Origin of the sequence: Colwellia sp. 6M3 (genome assembly GCF_014077595.1) — a bacterium.
In the GTDB taxonomy this organism is placed as follows: Bacteria; Pseudomonadota; Gammaproteobacteria; order Enterobacterales; family Alteromonadaceae; genus Cognaticolwellia.
Window position 1 is genome coordinate 1 of record NZ_JACGWF010000029.1, and the last position, 18,330, is coordinate 18,330.

General features: G+C 38.5%; 12 protein-coding genes. 4 read left to right on the forward strand and 8 right to left on the reverse strand.

Going from position 1 to position 18,330, the window contains the following annotated elements; all coding sequences use genetic code 11:
- Positions 1-294: 294 nt before the first annotated feature.
- From gmhB to H4J50_RS08420, 6 genes are all read right to left on the reverse strand, one after another.
- Entirely contained in the window at positions 295-846 is a 552-nt protein-coding gene (gene gmhB, locus H4J50_RS08395; RefSeq protein ID WP_182255662.1) for a D-glycero-beta-D-manno-heptose 1,7-bisphosphate 7-phosphatase, read from the reverse strand.
- Positions 847-1,021: 175 nt separating this feature from the next.
- Positions 1,022-1,783, reverse strand: a complete 762-nt coding sequence (locus H4J50_RS08400; protein ID WP_182255664.1) for an SDR family oxidoreductase — start codon at positions 1,781-1,783, stop codon at positions 1,022-1,024.
- 89 nt (positions 1,784-1,872) lie between these two features.
- Positions 1,873-3,039 carry an enoyl-CoA hydratase/isomerase family protein gene (locus H4J50_RS08405; protein WP_182255666.1) on the reverse strand — a complete coding sequence of 389 codons (1,167 nt, stop codon included), beginning with the start codon at positions 3,037-3,039 and terminating at the stop codon, positions 1,873-1,875.
- Positions 3,040-3,090: 51 nt separating this feature from the next.
- Positions 3,091-4,104, reverse strand: a complete 1,014-nt coding sequence (locus H4J50_RS08410) for an oxidoreductase (protein ID WP_182255668.1) — start codon at positions 4,102-4,104, stop codon at positions 3,091-3,093.
- A 173-nt stretch (positions 4,105-4,277) separates the two neighbouring features.
- Complete coding sequence (locus H4J50_RS08415; protein WP_182255670.1) at positions 4,278-6,071, reverse strand: acyl-CoA dehydrogenase C-terminal domain-containing protein; 1,794 nt, start codon at positions 6,069-6,071, stop codon at positions 4,278-4,280.
- Between the two features lie 41 nt (positions 6,072-6,112).
- Positions 6,113-9,508, reverse strand: coding sequence for a methylmalonyl-CoA mutase family protein (locus H4J50_RS08420; protein WP_182255672.1), 3,396 nt, complete (start codon positions 9,506-9,508; stop codon positions 6,113-6,115).
- 274 nt (positions 9,509-9,782) lie between these two features.
- Here H4J50_RS08420 and H4J50_RS08425 point away from each other — a divergent pair, with 274 nt between their 5' ends.
- Both H4J50_RS08425 and H4J50_RS08430 read left to right on the forward strand, forming a co-directional pair.
- Entirely contained in the window at positions 9,783-10,724 is a 942-nt protein-coding gene (locus H4J50_RS08425) for an AraC family transcriptional regulator (RefSeq protein WP_182255674.1), read from the forward strand.
- A gap of 273 nt (positions 10,725-10,997) precedes the next feature.
- The gene (locus H4J50_RS08430; RefSeq protein ID WP_182255676.1) at positions 10,998-11,297 is read left to right on the forward strand and encodes a 2OG-Fe(II) oxygenase; all 300 of its coding nucleotides are present in this window, start codon (positions 10,998-11,000) and stop codon (positions 11,295-11,297) included.
- A 97-nt stretch (positions 11,298-11,394) separates the two neighbouring features.
- Here the strand turns inward: H4J50_RS08430 and H4J50_RS08435 are convergent, their stop codons facing one another.
- Together H4J50_RS08435 and H4J50_RS08440 are read right to left on the reverse strand one after the other, a co-directional pair.
- Positions 11,395-12,075, reverse strand: coding sequence for a Fe2+-dependent dioxygenase (locus H4J50_RS08435; protein WP_182255678.1), 681 nt, complete (start codon positions 12,073-12,075; stop codon positions 11,395-11,397).
- Positions 12,076-12,149: 74 nt separating this feature from the next.
- A complete protein-coding gene (locus H4J50_RS08440) occupies positions 12,150-14,492 on the reverse strand; it encodes a TonB-dependent siderophore receptor (protein ID WP_182255680.1) in 2,343 nt (780 codons plus the stop codon).
- Positions 14,493-15,038: 546 nt separating this feature from the next.
- Here H4J50_RS08440 and recQ point away from each other — a divergent pair.
- Both recQ and H4J50_RS08450 read left to right on the forward strand, forming a co-directional pair.
- Positions 15,039-16,835: a DNA helicase RecQ gene (gene recQ, locus H4J50_RS08445; RefSeq protein ID WP_220466139.1), complete on the forward strand. Its 1,797-nt coding sequence runs from the start codon at positions 15,039-15,041 to the stop codon at positions 16,833-16,835.
- 180 nt (positions 16,836-17,015) lie between these two features.
- Complete coding sequence (locus H4J50_RS08450) at positions 17,016-18,275, forward strand: alpha/beta fold hydrolase (protein WP_182255682.1); 1,260 nt, start codon at positions 17,016-17,018, stop codon at positions 18,273-18,275.
- The last annotated feature ends 55 nt before the right edge of the window (positions 18,276-18,330 follow it).

Here is an 18,330-nt window from a genome sequence, read left to right on the forward strand (position 1 = left end):
GGCCTTGCCTGAAGCGAGATGCGCATTCTACGCAACTCAGTTTTAATGTCAACGTTTTATTTGAATTTATTTTAAAAGTTTTTAAAACTTTCAAAACCTATCTTTAAAACGTTAAGTTATCTAAATCAGCCTAAACCGTGCTAGATAACTTATTAAAACAGTTCGTTGGGGTGACCCCTTGGAACTGGAGCGTATTTTAGAGATTTTTGACCTCACGTCAACACCTAAAGTGCATTTAATTTCGATAATGTGTTTGTTTGCTTTTTAATTATACAATATGACGATAATTCAAGCTTAAACGATATATTCAATAGCTTGTTTTAGCTCATTGATGCGAATTACACCTTCAAGATTGTCTGTAGGTGACTCTTGAGTATAGCGGCTATCGACTAAAATTCTAGATTTTATACCTGCATTATCGGCTGCTTGCATGTCAGAAACTTTATCGCCAATAAAAATACTATCCGCTAAGGTAATACCATACTCTTTCTGTGCTTGATTAATCATACCTGGTTCAGGTTTGCGACACTTGCATGGCATGACAAAGTTGTTAACGCCTTTTGTAGGATGATGTGGACAGAAGTACACTTTCGTTATCGTTACCTTGTGCTTACTAAATTCATTAACCATCCAATTCGATAAAATTTCAAAAGTCGCTATATCATAATAACCTCGAGCTATACCTGCTTGGTTAGTTATAACGAATATTTGATAACCTTTGTCTATAGCTAGTTGGCATAACTCAAATATTCCTTCTAAAAATTCAAAATCTTCTGCTTTATGAACATAACCATGGTCTACATTGATGATGCCATCTCTATCAAGGAAAAGTGCTTTATTCATCATTACTTTCTTATTTAGTTGCTTCAAATACGCTATAAACTAGCAATTTACTCTGAAGGCATCGTTATATACAAAGTAAGTATTAACGATGCCTTGCTCTTAAGGATAAGAGCACGCCTGTGCAGATGACTTATATATTCAACAATTTAAGCTGCACATTCAATAATGAGTATCGCATTTACATGCACAAGCCACCATCAATCTCTACAACACGTCCGGTGAAAAATTCATTTTCAATAATGTAGTTAACGGTATGAGCTATTTCATCAGCTTCGCCTAAACGACCAACAGGCTTCATGCTCTCTAAGCGTTGACGCATTTCAGGTTTCATTGCATCTGTCATTGCTGTGCGAATAACACCAGGTGCAATTGCACCAACACGAATACCATGGCGGCCAAGCTCTCTCGCCCATGTAACTGTCATTGCCACTACGCCAGCTTTTGATGCAGCATAATTAGTTTGGCCCATATTACCGCCACGGGCAATTGATGACATATTAATGATCACGCCCTTACGTTTGCCCTCAATCATATGAACAGCAGCTTCTCGTCCACATAAAAACACGCCCGTTAAATTAACATCAATGACTGATTGAAATTGATCTAGTGACATTTTTTTACTTACAACGCCATCTTTAGCTTTAACAAACATACCATCACGTAAAATACCGGCATTGTTGATTAAGCCATCGATACCTGAGAAGTCATCATTAATTTTGACAAATATTGCTTCTACTTCACTTTCATTAGTTACATTTGCTAAATAGTATTTAGCTTGCGAACCTGCTTCTTCAATCAAGCTAACGGTGGTTTGCAATTGCTCTTCATTGAGATCAATAAGTGCTATTTTTGCGCCTGATTTTGCCAAGTTTAAGGCAATTGCACGACCAAGACCTTGTCCGCCGCCAGTCACTACTATAGTTTTACCGTTTAAATTCATAGTTAATCCTCTGTTTATCTTTTAATTTATTTGTAACGTCGGCTTTAAACTACATAGGTATTAAATGAGTTAAAGCCGATATTAATAATTTATTTGCTTAGGTTTTTTAAAGGGGTAAAAAACCAAGTCAGTAATTCTGCAGGAATATCGTTTATGTTTTCATAGGTCCAGCGCGGACTTTTATCTTTATCTATCAGCAGTGCCCGAACGCCTTCACTTAATTCTGGATACTGACAACAACGTAAACTTAAGTTGATATCAGCGGCAAAGCATTCTGCTAAAGTGAGATCTTTACTCATTATTAAATGTTGATAGGTTATTATCGCCGAAAGCGGGCTACCTTTTCTCAGCTTACCTTGTGCTCGCTGTAACCAGTCATTATCAGTTTCTAGGGCTAAAATAGCTTGATAGATATCTGCGCCATTATCAAAATGGGTTAATTGTGTAATCACCGCTTGATGCTCGACTATGTTAGATAGCATTGATTTGAATGCTTGCTCACTTTGTTGAACAAACTTACTCAATGCTTGATCAAGCAAGTCATAGTTTTCGTTATTACTTTGCCAATCAATATTACTCAGGTCTGCTATTACATCATTTTTAAAGCTACTGTTAATACCAACATTAGCTAAACCAATGTTTAACGCGTCTGCCGCATTAAAAATTGCGCCCGTCATACCTAAAAATAGCCCGATATTATTAGGCATTTTATTAAGAAACCAACTTGCACCAACATCGGGATATAAACCTATCGTGATTTCGGGCATAGCTAGCAAGGTTTTTTCGGTAACCACTTTATGACTCGCACCAGCAAATAAGCCAATACCACCGCCCATGATATACCCGTCACCCCAAACTAAAGTGGGTTTAGTAAATTCGTGTATCAGTTGATCTACTTGATACTCTAGTGAGAAAAACTCATGCCCAAAGGATGCAATAATAGTTTCGTCATTGATTATACTAGCCGATGTTTGTGTTAAGTAATTCGACTCAATGTTAGCGCTATTTTCTCTTTCCTCTTTAAGCGTATGGCATAAGCTAACAACATCACCACCAGCGCAAAAGGCTTTATCTCCTGCCCCTTGAATAATTACCATGGCAATTTCATCATTGCTTTGCCATGCCAGTAGTTGTTTATGCAATAACACAAACATACTCATGTTAAGAGCATTAAGCGATTTTGGGGCATTTAATTCTGCAAATGCAATGCGCTTATTATTTTTTGTTTTTATTTCGCTAAATATTACCGGTGACATATTAATCCTTAACTTTGTATTTACACATATTATATTTTGAATCAATCGCGGTTAATCTAGGCTCGCATCAATTTCAACTACGGTTCGTCCAGTAACACTACCTTCGACATAAGCGTCAAACGCTTGAGGTAAATCAGCAAATTTAATGGTGGTAGGAGAAATAAGATCGAGCTTAGTAGGTTTTAAATCGCTAGCTAAGCGCTTCCATCCTTGTGTTCTAACCGATAAGGGCATTTCAACTGAGTTAATACCAAGCAAGCTAACACCACGTAAAATAAAAGGCATAACCGTTGATTCAAGTTTGTAACCACCAGCCAAGCCAATCGAAGCAATATTGCCCCAAATGTTTGTTGTGCGAGTTAACCAAGCTAAAGTATCACCACCAACATTATCAATCGCCCCGCCCCATTGGGCATTTTCTAATGGCTTGGTACCCATTTCAATATCATGACGATTAATTAACTTGCTTGCTCCCAACGCTTTTAAATAGGGTTCTTGTTCTGTTTTACCCGTATAGGCAATAACTTCATAGCCAATATTCGACAACATGTTAATCGCAAAACTACCGACACCGCCCGTAGCACCCGTAACAACAATTGGGCCTCGTTCTGGTATTTGACCGTTATCTTCCATTCGCTGTATCGCAAGCGCCGCAGTATAACCGGCAGTGCCTAGCGCCATAACATCACGTAAACTCATGCCAATAGGCAAGTTAACGATTGAGTCGGCCTTAACACGGGCATATTCACTATAACCACCATCATAAAGCTCTGATAATTGCGCGCCACAAACTAGCACTTTATCGCCGGTCTGAAAACGCGAGTCTTCAGAGCTAACGACAACGCCTGATAAATCAATGCCGCCGACTAATGGGTAAGTTCTTAAAATGCGACCTTTACCCGTTGCTGCTAGCGCATCTTTATAGTTAATGTCTGAATAAGCAACCTTAACAACCACTTCGCCAGCGGTTAAGTCGTTTAGACTAATCTGCTCGAAACCGCTGGTAATGTTTTTATCATTTTTATGAATACGAAATGCGGTGAATTTTTCTGGTATGTTCAGCATATTAAGCGCCTTTTTATACATAATATTAATGGCTGAACTTCGTGATGAAATTCAGCCATTAATAAAGTAGATTTACGTAATGTTAAAATCAATTAGCATTCAATAAAACATAGACCAAAACAATTAAACTTTAGTCCCGTTTAGCTCAGTTTAGCCCAGTGATTTAGCAAACCTTAATGGTTATAATTAAAGAGGTTTTCTGGCATAGCCATTAATGATTTACTACCGGCTTCAATGGCATGAATATGACCATCAATTCTTGGCAATAATCGTTCATTAAAAAATACACCAACATAAAGCTTTGCTTGATAAAAATCTTCATCTTTATGTGCTGATGACTTTTCTGCCATCAAAACCCACATATAGGCATAGCTTAGTAAACCAAAGGCGGCTAAGTAATCGCTTGCCGAGGCACCAACCATATTTTTATCTTGATCATGCTCAGCAATAATTAACCCTGTCACTGCTTTTAATTTTTCTAGAGCAACAGCTAAAGGTTGAACAAAACCAGTCAATGCTTGGTTATTAGCATGTTGGTCGATAAATGTTGTTATCTCAGTAAAATAGACATCAAGAAACTTACCCTTATTGGCAACGACTTTACGCCCGAGTAAATCCAGTGCTTGAATGCCATTAGTGCCTTCGTAAATTTGAGCAATACGCACATCGCGTACGAGTTGTTCTTGGCCCCATTCGCGCACATAACCATGACCACCAAAAACCATTTGCCCTAAGTTACAGCTTTCATAAGCCATATCGGTCATAAATGCTTTAGCAACCGGCGTTAATAATGCAACTAAGGCTTCGGCTTGTTGTTTTTCAACATCATCAACAGAAAACTTAACAATATCGAGTTGTTTAGCAACATACGTAGAAAAACAGCGGCCACCTTCGTTAAAGGCACGCATAGTAAGCAGCATTTTTCTAACATCAGGATGAACGATAAGCGAGTCAGCTTTTTTATCCGCTGATTTAACACCTGTAGCGCTGCGGCCTTGAATACGTTCAATGGCGTATTCTGCCGCTTGTTGATATGAGGTTTCAGCCGCACCAACGCCTTGAATGCCCATGCCTAAACGTTCATAGTTCATCATAGTGAACATGTAATTTAAACCTTTGTTTTCTTCGCCAACTAAAAAGCCTGTAGCGGTATCAAAGTTCATCACACAAGTTGCTGAACCTTTAATGCCCATTTTGTGTTCAATTGAACCACAAGTAACCGTATTTCTAGCGCCTAAGCTGCCATCATCCTTTAATAAAAATTTAGGCACTACGAACATAGAAATACCACGAGGGCCTTCTGGTGCGCCCGGTATTTTTGCTAACACTAAATGGATAATGTTTTCAGTTAAGTCTTGCTCACCGCCAGTAATAAATATTTTGGTGCCCGATAAAGCAAAACTACCATCATCTAACGCTTCCGCTTTTGCGGTCATAATACCTAAATCGCTACCGGCATGTGGCTCAGTTAAACACATAGTGCCAGCCCATTTACCAGAGTACATGTTCTCAAGGTAAGTTTGCTTCATTTCTTCACTGGCATGTGCACTCAGCGCTAAACTAGCGCCAGCTGTTAGCATGGGATATAGCGCGAATGATATAGAGGCTGATTGGGTCATTTCTTCGACAAACGATTGCAGCATTTTTGGCATACCCATACCACCATGCTCAGGATCGCCACTTAACGCCCCCCAACCACCTTCGCAATACATTTGATATGCTTTAGCAAAACCGTCAGGTGTAGTTACCTCTCCGCTTGACCAAGTAGCACCTTGTTCATCACTGTTTCGATTCAAGGGCGCGATAACACCAGCGGTTAACTTTGCGCCCTCCGATAAAATCGCATCGGCGGTGTCTTTATCAATTAGCTCGGCAACAGCCGGCATGGTTGACCATAATTTTTCAGCATTAAAAACTTCATGCAATAAAAATTGCATATCGCGCATTGGCGCTTGGTAATTACTCATCACTCATACCCATCTGGTTGCTAATATTAATTGAACAAAGCTTACATGTTGCGACGGTATTGACCGCCAGCTTCAAATAGTGAATTTACAATTTGTCCTAAAGAACAAACCTTACAAGCATCCATCATCAGTTCAAAAATGTTTTCATGCTTAATTGCCGCTGTTTGTAAGCGTTTAAGTAATACTTCTACTTCAGCTTCATTGGCTTTATTTAAACTGGCTAACATCTCAATTTGATAGGTTTTTTCTTCTTCAGTAGCACGAATAACTTCTTCAGGCACAATTGTGGGTGATCCAGTTGAACTTAAGAAGGTATTAACGCCAATAATAGGGAACTCACCTGAATGTTTTAAGTGCTCGTAATGCATACTTTCTTCTTGAATTTTCCCACGCTGGTACATAGTTTCCATCGCGCCCAGTACACCACCACGTTCATTAATACGGTCAAATTCAGTTAATACTGCTTCTTCGACTAAATCGGTTAACTCTTCAATAATAAACGCGCCTTGAATTGGGTTTTCATTTTTAGAAAGTCCTAATTCACGGTTGATAATTAATTGAATTGCCATTGCACGACGAACACTGTCTTCAGTCGGCGTTGTGATTGCTTCATCATAAGCATTAGTATGCAAAGAGTTACAGTTATCGTTGATAGCGTAAAGCGCTTGCAAAGTAGTACGAATGTCATTGAAATCAATTTCTTGTGCATGCAATGAACGGCCAGAGGTTTGAATATGGTATTTCAACATTTGTGCACGGGCATTAGCCCCATATTTATTCTTCATCGCCTTTGACCAAATACGACGAGCCACTCGGCCAATTACCGCATATTCTGGGTCAATACCGTTTGAGAAAAAGAACGATAAGTTTGGACCAAACTCGTTGATGTCCATACCACGGCTTAAGTAATATTCTACAAACGTAAAGCCATTCGCTAAAGTTAACGCCAATTGAGTGATCGGGTTCGCGCCAGCTTCTGCAATATGGTAGCCAGAAATGGATACTGAGTAGAAATTACGCACGCCTTTATCAATAAAATACTCTTGTACATCACCCATTAAACGCAATGCAAATTCAGTGGAGAAAATACAGGTGTTTTGAGCTTGATCTTCTTTTAAGATATCCGCTTGTACTGTACCGCGAACCAAGGTTAATGTTTTCGCTTTTATCGTTTTGTAGACTTCTGGTGGCAACACTTGATCGCCCGTAACACCCAATAACATCAAGCCTAAACCGTCGTTACCTTCTGGTAAGTTGCCTTGATATTGCGGACGTTCACAACCTTTGCCTTGGTAGATTTTTTTAATCGTTGCAGCAACTTCTTTTTCTAAACCATTTTCAGTGATAAAACGTTCACATTGTTGATCAATGGCGGCATTTAAGAAGAAACCAAGCAACATTGGCGCTGGACCATTTATGGTCATTGAAACCGAAGTCATGGCGTGTGCTAAGTCAAAACCAGAGTAAAGTTTTTTAGCGTCATCTAAACAACAAATTGAAACACCGGCGTTACCAATTTTTCCGTAAATATCAGGGCGAATAGCCGGATCGTTACCATATAAGGTTACCGAGTCAAACGCGGTTGATAAACGTTTAGCTGGCATACCTTTAGAGACATAATGAAAACGACGGTTAGTACGTTCTGGGCCACCTTCACCGGCGAACATACGTGTTGGATCTTCACCTTCACGTTTAAATGGGAACAAACCAGCGGTGTATGGGAATTCACCGGGTACGTTCTCTTGTAGATTCCACTTTAAAATGTCACCCCAACCTTGATACTTAGGCATGCTGATTTTTGGAATAGCACTACCCGACAACGATTTTGTATGCGTTTGGATTGAAAGCTCTTTATCACGTACTTTAAATTTAAATTCAGGGTCTTTATAACGCTGAACTTTATCTGCCCATTGCTCTAGTAATAGTTTATTTTTTGGATCTAAGTCTAACTCGACATGGGTATATAATGTTTCAAGTTGAGCAACTAAACCTGCTGACACATCTGTCTCAGTTTCTTTTGCTGTTTCAATCGCTTGATGAATGCCATAAAGCTTTTGAGCAACCGTTGTTTGTTTTTCAACCCAAGCGTCGTAACCACGGTTACTTTCTGATATTTCAGATAAGTAACGAATACGGTTACCTGGAATAACACTACTCTTATTCGCTAGCGTGCCTTCAGTAGATAAAAGATCACCAACGGTTAAGCCTGACTTTGTATTTAACGCTGTGATCACCGCGTTGTATAACTCGGTCATGCCACGGTCATTAAATTGTGACGCGATAGTACCGTATACGGGTACTTCATCATCGCCTGCTTCAAACATGCCACGGTTGCGTTTGTATTGTTTTTTAACGTCACGAAGTGCATCAAGTGCACCACGTTTATCAAATTTGTTTAATGCGATAATGTCAGCAAAATCTAACATATCGATTTTTTCAAGCTGTGTTGCCGCACCGTACTCTGGTGTCATCACATATAAAGAAACATCAGAATGCTCTTCAATTTCGGTGTCTGACTGGCCAATACCTGAAGTTTCTAAAATAATTAAATCAAAGTCAGTCGCTTTTAAAATATCGAGCGTGTCGTTCACATACACTGACAAGGCTAAGTTAGACTGACGTGTTGCTAGCGAGCGCATATAAACACGGTCGTTATTCACCGCGTTCATACGAATACGGTCACCGAGTAAAGCACCACCCGTTTTACGCTTTGACGGATCAACCGACACAATAGCAATTTTGCTATCACTAGTTGCCATTAAAAAGCGTCGAATAAGCTCATCTACTAAAGATGATTTACCTGCACCACCGGTGCCAGTAATACCTAATACCGGAGTTTTACTGATTGCGGCAATCTTACGAATTTTAGTCAGGTCGCTTTTGTTTTCTTCTGGTGCGTTTTCTGCCGCTGAAATTAAACGCGCAATGGCTTGTTTTTTATCTTGTAGTGGCACGCCTTTTTTTAAATTGGCAACGTCATCTTTTTTAACGTTTACGCCAGTTTTAAAATCACAGCGTTCTAACATGTCGTCAATCATGCCAAGTAAACCAAGAGCACGACCATCATCAGGTGAGTAAATACGAGTGATGCCATAATCTTGCAGCATTTTAATTTCGTCAGGTAGAATAACGCCACCGCCGCCGCCTACTATACGAATATGTTCACAACCGCGCTCTTTGAGCAGGTCATACATATATTTAAAATATTCGTTATGGCCGCCTTGATAAGATGTCATGGCAATGGCATTAGCGTCTTCTTGAATCGCGGTATTTACGACTTCCTCAACACTACGGTCATGACCGAGATGAATAACTTCTGCACCGCTTGATTGCAAAATTCTACGCATAATATTAATAGCCGCGTCGTGACCATCAAACAATGATGCCGCTGTTACAATGCGAATTTTATTTTTTAACTGATATCTTTCAGTATTCATCTCATACTCTCTTATTTGTCAAAATCGCTGTTTCATAATAGCTGCTTCGGTTTTGGAAATAGTTAACAGCAACATCATGAAGCAATAATTACCTTAAATTCACAACCTAGTTAGTACTCATGCACTAGTTTTAGTCGTAAAACTCGATAATGGAAACTTAATATAGAAATTAGAACACACTGAAAATACAATGAACATTGATTTTATTGTCAATTTAATGGACTATATTGTGATTAGACCACCAAGATAACACCGACAATAATTGTAGGTTAATATGTCAACTATCAAACAAAAAAATTCAACTGATATTCGTTTATTTATACCCGTGTTTTTATTAAAAAAGTTATCTAAGCACCGGTTAACTGACGGGCTATATCCAGTTTCTTTAGGCATAACACAGGCTAATAACAACTATAAGTTGCAACACGATAATAGCCATTGCCATCGCTTGATTTATTGTTTGTCAGGTGCGGGTAAATTATACTACCAAGGTAAAGAAAAAATAATAGAACGTGGCGATCTTGTTATTATCAATGCCAACACCCCTTTTAACTTTACACTTGAAAAATCTAAACATATCGCCGCTAAAATTAGTCACAATGAAAAGCAACTCAGTAACCGTGATAGCAAAGCGACTAACAATATTGTTTACTGGATTAACTTTACAGGCACGTTAGCACAAGACTTTGCCGATCGACTGCTAATGAAAATGGATAATGGTGTCGCGCACGTAGGTGTGCTGAATAATATTGTTGGCGATTTTGATCATCTACTAGCATTGGGGGCGCGCGGCTATACAGCAACCAACGTTATTCATGCCGTGCATATTTTACAGCAAGCTTTAAGCTTTCTCGCATTGCAACTACGTTTAACCATGTTTAACAACAGTTCGAGCTTTGATTTAGAGGCGGTTGAAGCATTGATGCGTAACAGCTTGCATCAAGAATTGAGCTTAGATACGTTAGCGCATTATAGCCAATTATCTAAATTTCATTTTGCGAAAAAGTTTAAGGAGTTAACCGACAGCTCCCCTATTCAACACTTTATTAATATGAAAATTCAGCATGCTTGTTCACAACTCGATAATAGCGATATTGCCATTAAAGACATTGCTAGTGGCTTAGGCTATAGCGACCCTTACTATTTCTCTCGCTTGTTCAAGAAATTAGTCGGTATTTCACCAAAACAATATCGTGACTCTCGCCATAGCTCATAAAAATTAGCTCTTGTGCGCAATAGCTTGTTAGCGCCCTGACATTTCAGACCACCCTATCAACACCGAGCATTTTTATGCTAGGTGTTAACTGGCTTTATATAACGGCAACTTAGGTTTATTCAAGCCATGGTTTATTCAAGCCATGATTTATTCTTAAATAACTAAATAAACTCATTGGCGTTTCATCGCTTGTAATTGACATTGTTTAACCCAATATTATTGGGTCTGAGTGTTATAGATATTGACTATTAAGCTCAAAATAATGGAGTGGCTATGATCGCCAAAGTAACAAATAAAGCAATTTTTGCCAGTAGAATTTTTTCTATTAATTATGTCACCTACCCTACTAACCACAGTGTGATGAAACACAGTGATCCGGTACAAAAAGGACGTTATTACAAACTTAATTTTGTGTTGGTGAAAGCTAAAGTCGGTGGCGTGTTTGAATGCTCAAACTGCATTATAAATTTATTTAATCGGGTATATCTTTTTCGCCCAGATAAATATGAACACAGTGTATCTAAAATTGAGTCGGGAAAGCGGGTATTGTTGAGCTTTGCGCTGAATATCTAACGATATAGCTAATCGAGTAAATAGTTTATTTAGTTAGCATTTACTGATGTTAGCGTTGTATTGAGCTGTTTTTTAGCGATAAAAAGCAAAAGATTTACTACAACTGCGCAAACTGTCGAATTAAGTTGTGGTAAACATTGTGCAAATTGTCTAATTCAGTTCTTGAGGTTTTATTTTCTTTAATAAGATTTTGTATCGTTTGATCTAACTGATAAAGGTTTTGACGAATAGTGGCATCTGAAATCATGCTTTGCATCCAAGTAATGGCGGCAACGCGTTGTCCTTGTGTTACAGCGGTGACTTTGTGCAAGCTACTTGACGGATATACTACCGCATAGCCAGCAGGCAGTTTAATTGACTGCTGACCAAATTCGGTAGATATAATTAACTCCCCACCTTGATATTCTTCAGGCTCACTCAAAAATGTGGTCATTGACATATCACTGCGTAATACTTCAGAGCTACCTGCAACTCTCATTATTGCAGCATCAACATGATAGCCATATTCTTGAGTTTCGCTAAAACGATTGAAACAAGGTGGAAATATTTTATTCGGTAAAGCCGCTGATACAACTTTTGGTGTTTCACCAATGCGCGACAATAGCTGGTTAGCTAATTGACGCACATGGTTATCAGTGGCATCAGCTTGATTGTTATTTTTCACCGAAGCCGCCATACCCATCGCTGTATTGCCACCGTCACCCCAAGGGGCGTTAGCAAGCTGTTGACGATAAGCATTAACTTCTTCTTTAGATAATATTTTTTCTATAACAATCATTACGATTACTTTACCTGTTTAACTCAATTCTACTTAGTTTCTATCAGAAACTAATACCATGGATTTAGTCTTTATTAAAACTCATATGTTGCGGTAAGTTTTGTACTGGTAGCACTGCCTAAATACATAAATGCACCCGAGCGATATGCGGCTGTAAAATACTCTTCGTTGAATGCATTACCAATATTTAATCTAAAGGTTAAATCGTCAGTCGCGTAGTAGTTAGCAAATAAGTTAACAACTTGGTAGCTTGGTACAACAACGCTGTATCGGCTATTTTCGCTGTCATAACCTGCAGCTGTATCTGGTTGACCCGCATACATCTCGCTTTGGTAAGCATAATCACCACCAACAACAAACGATTCATTAAGCTCATATCTTAGCTGTAAGTAAACACTTTTTTCAGCGAAGTTACTTAACGCTAAACCAATACTTTCATCATTTATCGAGTCTAACACTTCAGAGTCCATTGACGTAGCAGAGAACTGTACACTGAGGTTTTCAGTTATATTACCAACAAAGCCAACTTCAATACCACGAACTCTATTCTCGCCAGTATTTAACGTACCTAAAGTAGCATAATCATCGTCACCTACACTTTCCATAACATCATCTTTAGTTATTTGAAAGATAGACGCACTGAACATAAAGTTATCGTCAAGTAGCATTAACTTTGTACCAATTTCAATGTTTTCTACACGCTCAGGATCCGAATCTGGTACTTGTGTTGCATTACCACAAACTCCGCCATAGCCACAATTCGCGCCTAAATCAGTTTCTCCACCATTAATATTGGTTGCTGTGCTGTAATTTGCATAAACATTAACGTCTTCAGAAAAGTCATAGATTATACCAAAATTACCATTGTACATAGTATCTGAATAAGCATAAAGTGCTGATGTTCCGCCACTTGTTGCTTCATTACTGTAATCAAAATTATCTAATCTAGCGCCATAAAACACATCAAGTTGATCGGTTACATGTACCGTATCAAGCATGTAAACTGACACAGTTTCAATATCTAGTACTGCATCGTTATCGCCACGGCTATAAGTTCGTCCCATCAATTGATCAAGGTTATCAAGCTGCTCACCTGCACCGTCGATAATACAGTAGCCGGCACTATCGCCACGTCGACCCGAGGTTATACAATTGGTTGGGTTATTATATTCAATATCATATACACCGTTGTTAACACTTTCATCGCTGTATTCAAAGCCAAAAACAAAGTTGTTTTCTACGTCAAAAACAGAAGTGTTCCAGAACAAGTTAAACTGCGTACTCACGTATGAAACATCTTGATAACCTTGGTGTGTACTTAAACCAATAGTTGCTGCACCAGGAGCTTCTGTATCAGAATCTGCGCGAGTTGTACCACTTGCCCCTGTAGTAATGTAACCATTTTTAGTCTCACCAAAACGAGTAGCATTATATATGGAGATATTATCGTTAACTTCATACTCAGTGCGTAACGTAAATGTTTTCACCTCAGACGTTAAAAAGTCCGACGCTTGTGAATATACCGGAATATCTTTTACAGGTGCACGTGCACTTTGATCATAATAACTGCCTAAATCAGGTACATCTTCAGCATCTAAATAATAACCATCAGCGGTAATTGATAACGCTTGTGTTGGAAGATATACACCTGATATTTGTACACCCTTTCTCTCATTTGAAACGCCTTCACGGTCAGGCTTATCTTCATCAGAAATCAAGGCATTAAGTCGAACTGCAGTATTCTCTGACAAGGGTAAATTATAATCTAGTGTTACACGTTTATATTCATCACTACCTAAACCAGCATCAACACGACCAAAGTTATAATTTACAGAAGCCTTTTTAGTAATGCTGTTAACCGCACCACCCGATGAGCCTCGACCCGCAAAAGTTGAACTTGGCCCTTTCGTAATTTCAACACGTTCAGTAGCAAAACTTTCTCGTGTGCTCATTCCTGGGTCTCTTAAACCATCAACAAAAACATCACTGCGTGCTTCATGGCCACGAATAATATAACGATCACCAAAAGCGTTACCATTTTCGCCTGTACCTAAAGTAATACCCGCTTGGGCAGAAAGTATATCTTTAAGGTCGGTTTTACCCGCTTCTATGATTTGATCTTGTGTCAAAACGGTGATCATTTGCGGCGTATCAACAAGTTCGGCAACACGACGAATATCGCCAGATTCATCATGTAAATATACTGAAGTTTTAGCGCCATGAACTTTAATTAATTCGATCGCTTCTTCAGATTTATTAATTTCTTTCGATTCACAAATAACGGTACTGTCTGTTTCACAATTTTCTACGTTATTTTCAGCGTATGCTGATGTACCACTAAATACCAATGCCGCAGCTACGGCTTGTGCACCTAATGTCATTTTGTTTTTTTGATGAGATTTTAGTTGAGAGTTCATGTTTTTTACTTTTATATTAATGTCTTAATTAGTGAGGATTTAGATATTAACGAACAAAAACACCAAACGCAAATGATAATCGATCTTATTTGCACTCGTGCTTGTGTTTATATTTAGGTGTATATAAGGCTGGATAAATTAGCCCTGAGTACAATTGAGCTCATTAAAACGTTATACGTTGAATAAACGTTACAAGGTAAATACTTAGAACAGTTAATTGGGCATATATTTGATATTACGTCACCCACCCTATTGATTACGTATTTCATATAGCAGGCTATAATCATTAACCGGTAGGCTGACTCACACAATAATCATCAACCATGCAAATGTTCGTCCTGTTCATTTATTGAAAAATAAATGATATCTTCGCCAAGTATTTCGTATGCTATATATTACTAACTAAATTGTTAACTAAATTGCTAATTAAATAGAATAAAAATAGCTTATTAAAATAGGCTTATATCCGAATGTTTTTTCGAGAATTTGGGTGTTCGCTAATCAACTCAGCTGATTTAAATTATCTGGCTATCAAAGGGACTTAATTTGAATATCAACAACGCAAAATCCGTATTACAAAACACATTTGGTTATACAGATTTTCGTCATCAACAAGCGAATATCATTAGTGAAATCATTAATGGTGGAGATGTATTTACCCTTATGCCAACCGGTGGCGGTAAATCACTGTGTTACCAAATTCCAGCTATTGTGTTGCAAGGTGTGGGTATTGTGGTGTCGCCCCTTATCGCTTTGATGAAAGATCAAGTGGACGCGTTAAAACTGCAAGGGGTAAAAGCTGAGTTTTTAAACTCTTCTCAAGACCATGATGAACAGCGCCGTGTTGAACAACTTATAACCTCAGGCAATGTTGATTTATTGTATGTGGCGCCGGAAAGACTATTAAGTGACTATTTTCTCTCCCTTCTTGACCGTATCAATATCGCGTTATTTGCTTTCGACGAAGCGCATTGTGTCTCACAGTGGGGTCATGATTTTAGACCTGAGTACCAAAAACTTTCTATCATAGGGCATAGATACCCGAATACACCCAAAATTGCCTTAACCGCAACAGCAGATCTTAAAACTCGAGATGAAATCATTCAAGTTTTGAACTTAACGGGTGCTAAAACGTTTGTACACAGCTTTGATAGACCCAATATTCAATACCGCATTAGTGAACAAAAAAATAGTAAAGAACAGTTATTGCAGTTTATTAATACCGAACACGAAAATGACGCAGGTATTGTGTATTGTTTGTCTCGAAAATCAGTAGAAACAACCGCTCAATGGTTATGTGAACAAGGAAAAACAGCCTTGCCTTATCACGCAGGCTTGGCTAATGAGGTTAAAGATAGTAACCAACAACGATTCCTTAGAGAAGACGGTATTATTATTGTTGCCACTATCGCTTTTGGTATGGGCATTGATAAGCCAGATGTTAGGTTTGTAGCACATTTAAACTTACCAAAAAGTATCGAAGCATACTACCAAGAAACCGGACGCGCGGGCCGAGACGGTATGCATGCCAACACATGGTTAGCGTATGGCATGCAAGATGTTATAAAACTAAAACAAATGGCAAGTCAAAGTGACGGTAATGAACAGTTTAAATTTATAACCCAGCGTAAAATAGACGCATTATTGGGTTACTGTGAAGTTAGTTCATGTCGCAGACAAGTGTTATTAAATTATTTCGGAGAATCATTAGCAGAGCCCTGCGGTAATTGTGATAACTGCTTAAACCCTCCAACCACTTGGGATGGTACCAGTGCCGCCCAGAAAGCGCTTTCAACGGTTTACAGAACAGGTCAAAGATTTGGTGTTGGTCATCAAATTGATGTACTAACTGGGAAAGTAACCCCAAAAATCACCAGCTTAAATCACCAACAACTCTCTACCTTTAATATTGGTAACGAGCTCAAAGCGATGGAATGGCAAACGGTGTTTAGACAACTCATTTCCATGGGTTATTTAGCCGTTGAAATGGATTATGGCGTGTTAAAATTAACCGAAAAAGCACGACCTTTATTAAAAGGCGAAAGTACTATTCAACTAAAAGTGCCAAAGTATAAACAGTCCAAACCAGCTCAAAATAAAAAACAAGCCATTAAAAATGAATTAACGACAGCAGAAATGTCGAGCTTTGAGAAACTTAAACAACAACGAACACTCTGGGCAAAAGAGCGAAACGTACCCGCATATGTTGTTTTTCATGACGCAACATTAATGGATATAGCTATAAAAAATCCAAAAACATCAAAGCAACTACTTGAGGTTAATGGCTTAGGCAAAACTAAAGTGGAGCTTTATGGTGAGAAAATTATTGCGCTATTAAACTGATGCTAAACTGTTGCTAAGCTAAATATGACTTAAATTAACACTGCTTATTAGTCACTTACCATCTTAACATTTCAGCAAGAGGTATTGTTTAGCTGATAACTATAAATTATAACCGTTCGTGCTAAGATGTTAAAAAATTGTTACTCTGTGATGTGCTCAACATAAAGGAAAATAATTCTAATGATCAATTCTCGACACCTCATAATGCAATACATACAAAAGGCTAAAGCCTTGAAATCAATATCCAACCTTCTGCTTAAAACATCAGCAATTTTTATTGTTTTTATTTTAATACCCGGTTGTGGTGGAGGCTCAGACGAAAGACCTTGTGCCCGCTCAGAAGATGCTTGCCTTATTATTGATCCACCTCCAGTTGAGATTTGGTGGGATGCGCCCATTACCGATTTTTCCGATCAACCCGACAGACCTAACATTACATTGCTTGGCGAAAAGACGGTCATACTTGCTCTTGGAGATAATTACATAGAATCTGGGGCGATGGCAGAAGACCAACAAGATGGAGATATAACGTCACAAGTTGAGATTAATAGCCAAGTTAATACCACTGCAGTGGGTGATTATTTAGTGAGGTACTCTGTAACTGACAGTGATGGAAATTTAGCTTTAGAAAAAACGCGCATTATTCGTGTTATTAGCAATACCTTAGAAAATTTTTCACGCCGCCCTATTGGCAGTACTATCGCAAACTTTAGCTACCTTGAACATTTACCTGTTGAGTATGGTCAAACAACGGTGCAAGCGCCATTAATTATCTATTTACATGGCGGTGGCGGGAACTTGGAGTTTACAAACACTAAAGATCCAACGTTAGCGCTTGAAGCCGTGATTGATAATTATGGCATACCAAAACTTATTGAAGATGGTGAATGGGATAATACTTTACCGTTTGTCGTGTTAGCTCCGCATTTAGGTGCGGTTCCAAGCGCGGGTTATAAAGAAAGACTAAACGCTTTTGTCGAGTATGCTATTCGTGCCTATGATATTGATAGCTCAAGGGTATATTTAACAGGCTATAGTCAAGGCGGCTTTCTAAGTGCCGCTTACGCAAAAGATTTTCCTGAAAAAATTGCCGCTATTGCCGCAGTATCACCCGCTTTTGCTGATAATGTAGATCCTACAATAAATAACTTTTGCGATATAGAACGTGTTCCTCTATGGATGTTTCATGCCACTAATGACGAAGTTATCCCTTTTAATAATTCAATCAAGGTTTACAATTCGATATTAAATAACTGCCAACCAGAAGTATTACCTAAACTATCTATTGTGGTTGATGCTGAGCATGCGATTCATCATGCTGTTTTTAATCTTGAAGCATTAGTAGGAGGCTTTTCTCAAGCGGTTTATGATAATAGATTTGATGATTATGATATGAGCATTTATCAGTGGTTGCTTACCCACAATGTGGAGAATAGATAAAAGCAAAGCCCCCAAAAATACATATGCTTAATAATGCAGGTAACTAATCCTTAAT

What these genes read in the sequence shown, in the direction of transcription:
- H4J50_RS08415 (WP_182255670.1), bottom strand. Translation starts at nt 6,071, where the DNA reads ATGAGTAATTACCAAGCGCCAATGCGCGATATGCAATTTTTATTGCAT.
- H4J50_RS08400 (WP_182255664.1), bottom strand. Translation starts at nt 1,783, where the DNA reads ATGAATTTAAACGGTAAAACTATAGTAGTGACTGGCGGCGGACAAGGT.
- H4J50_RS08450 (WP_182255682.1), top strand. Translation starts at nt 17,016, where the DNA reads ATGATCAATTCTCGACACCTCATAATGCAATACATACAAAAGGCTAAA.
- gmhB (WP_182255662.1), bottom strand. Translation starts at nt 846, where the DNA reads ATGATGAATAAAGCACTTTTCCTTGATAGAGATGGCATCATCAATGTA.
- H4J50_RS08405 (WP_182255666.1), bottom strand. Translation starts at nt 3,039, where the DNA reads ATGTCACCGGTAATATTTAGCGAAATAAAAACAAAAAATAATAAGCGC.
- H4J50_RS08420 (WP_182255672.1), bottom strand. Translation starts at nt 9,508, where the DNA reads ATGAATACTGAAAGATATCAGTTAAAAAATAAAATTCGCATTGTAACA.
- H4J50_RS08440 (WP_182255680.1), bottom strand. Translation starts at nt 14,492, where the DNA reads ATGAACTCTCAACTAAAATCTCATCAAAAAAACAAAATGACATTAGGT.
- H4J50_RS08435 (WP_182255678.1), bottom strand. Translation starts at nt 12,075, where the DNA reads ATGATTGTTATAGAAAAAATATTATCTAAAGAAGAAGTTAATGCTTAT.
- H4J50_RS08430 (WP_182255676.1), top strand. Translation starts at nt 10,998, where the DNA reads ATGATCGCCAAAGTAACAAATAAAGCAATTTTTGCCAGTAGAATTTTT.
- H4J50_RS08425 (WP_182255674.1), top strand. Translation starts at nt 9,783, where the DNA reads ATGTCAACTATCAAACAAAAAAATTCAACTGATATTCGTTTATTTATA.
- H4J50_RS08410 (WP_182255668.1), bottom strand. Translation starts at nt 4,104, where the DNA reads ATGCTGAACATACCAGAAAAATTCACCGCATTTCGTATTCATAAAAAT.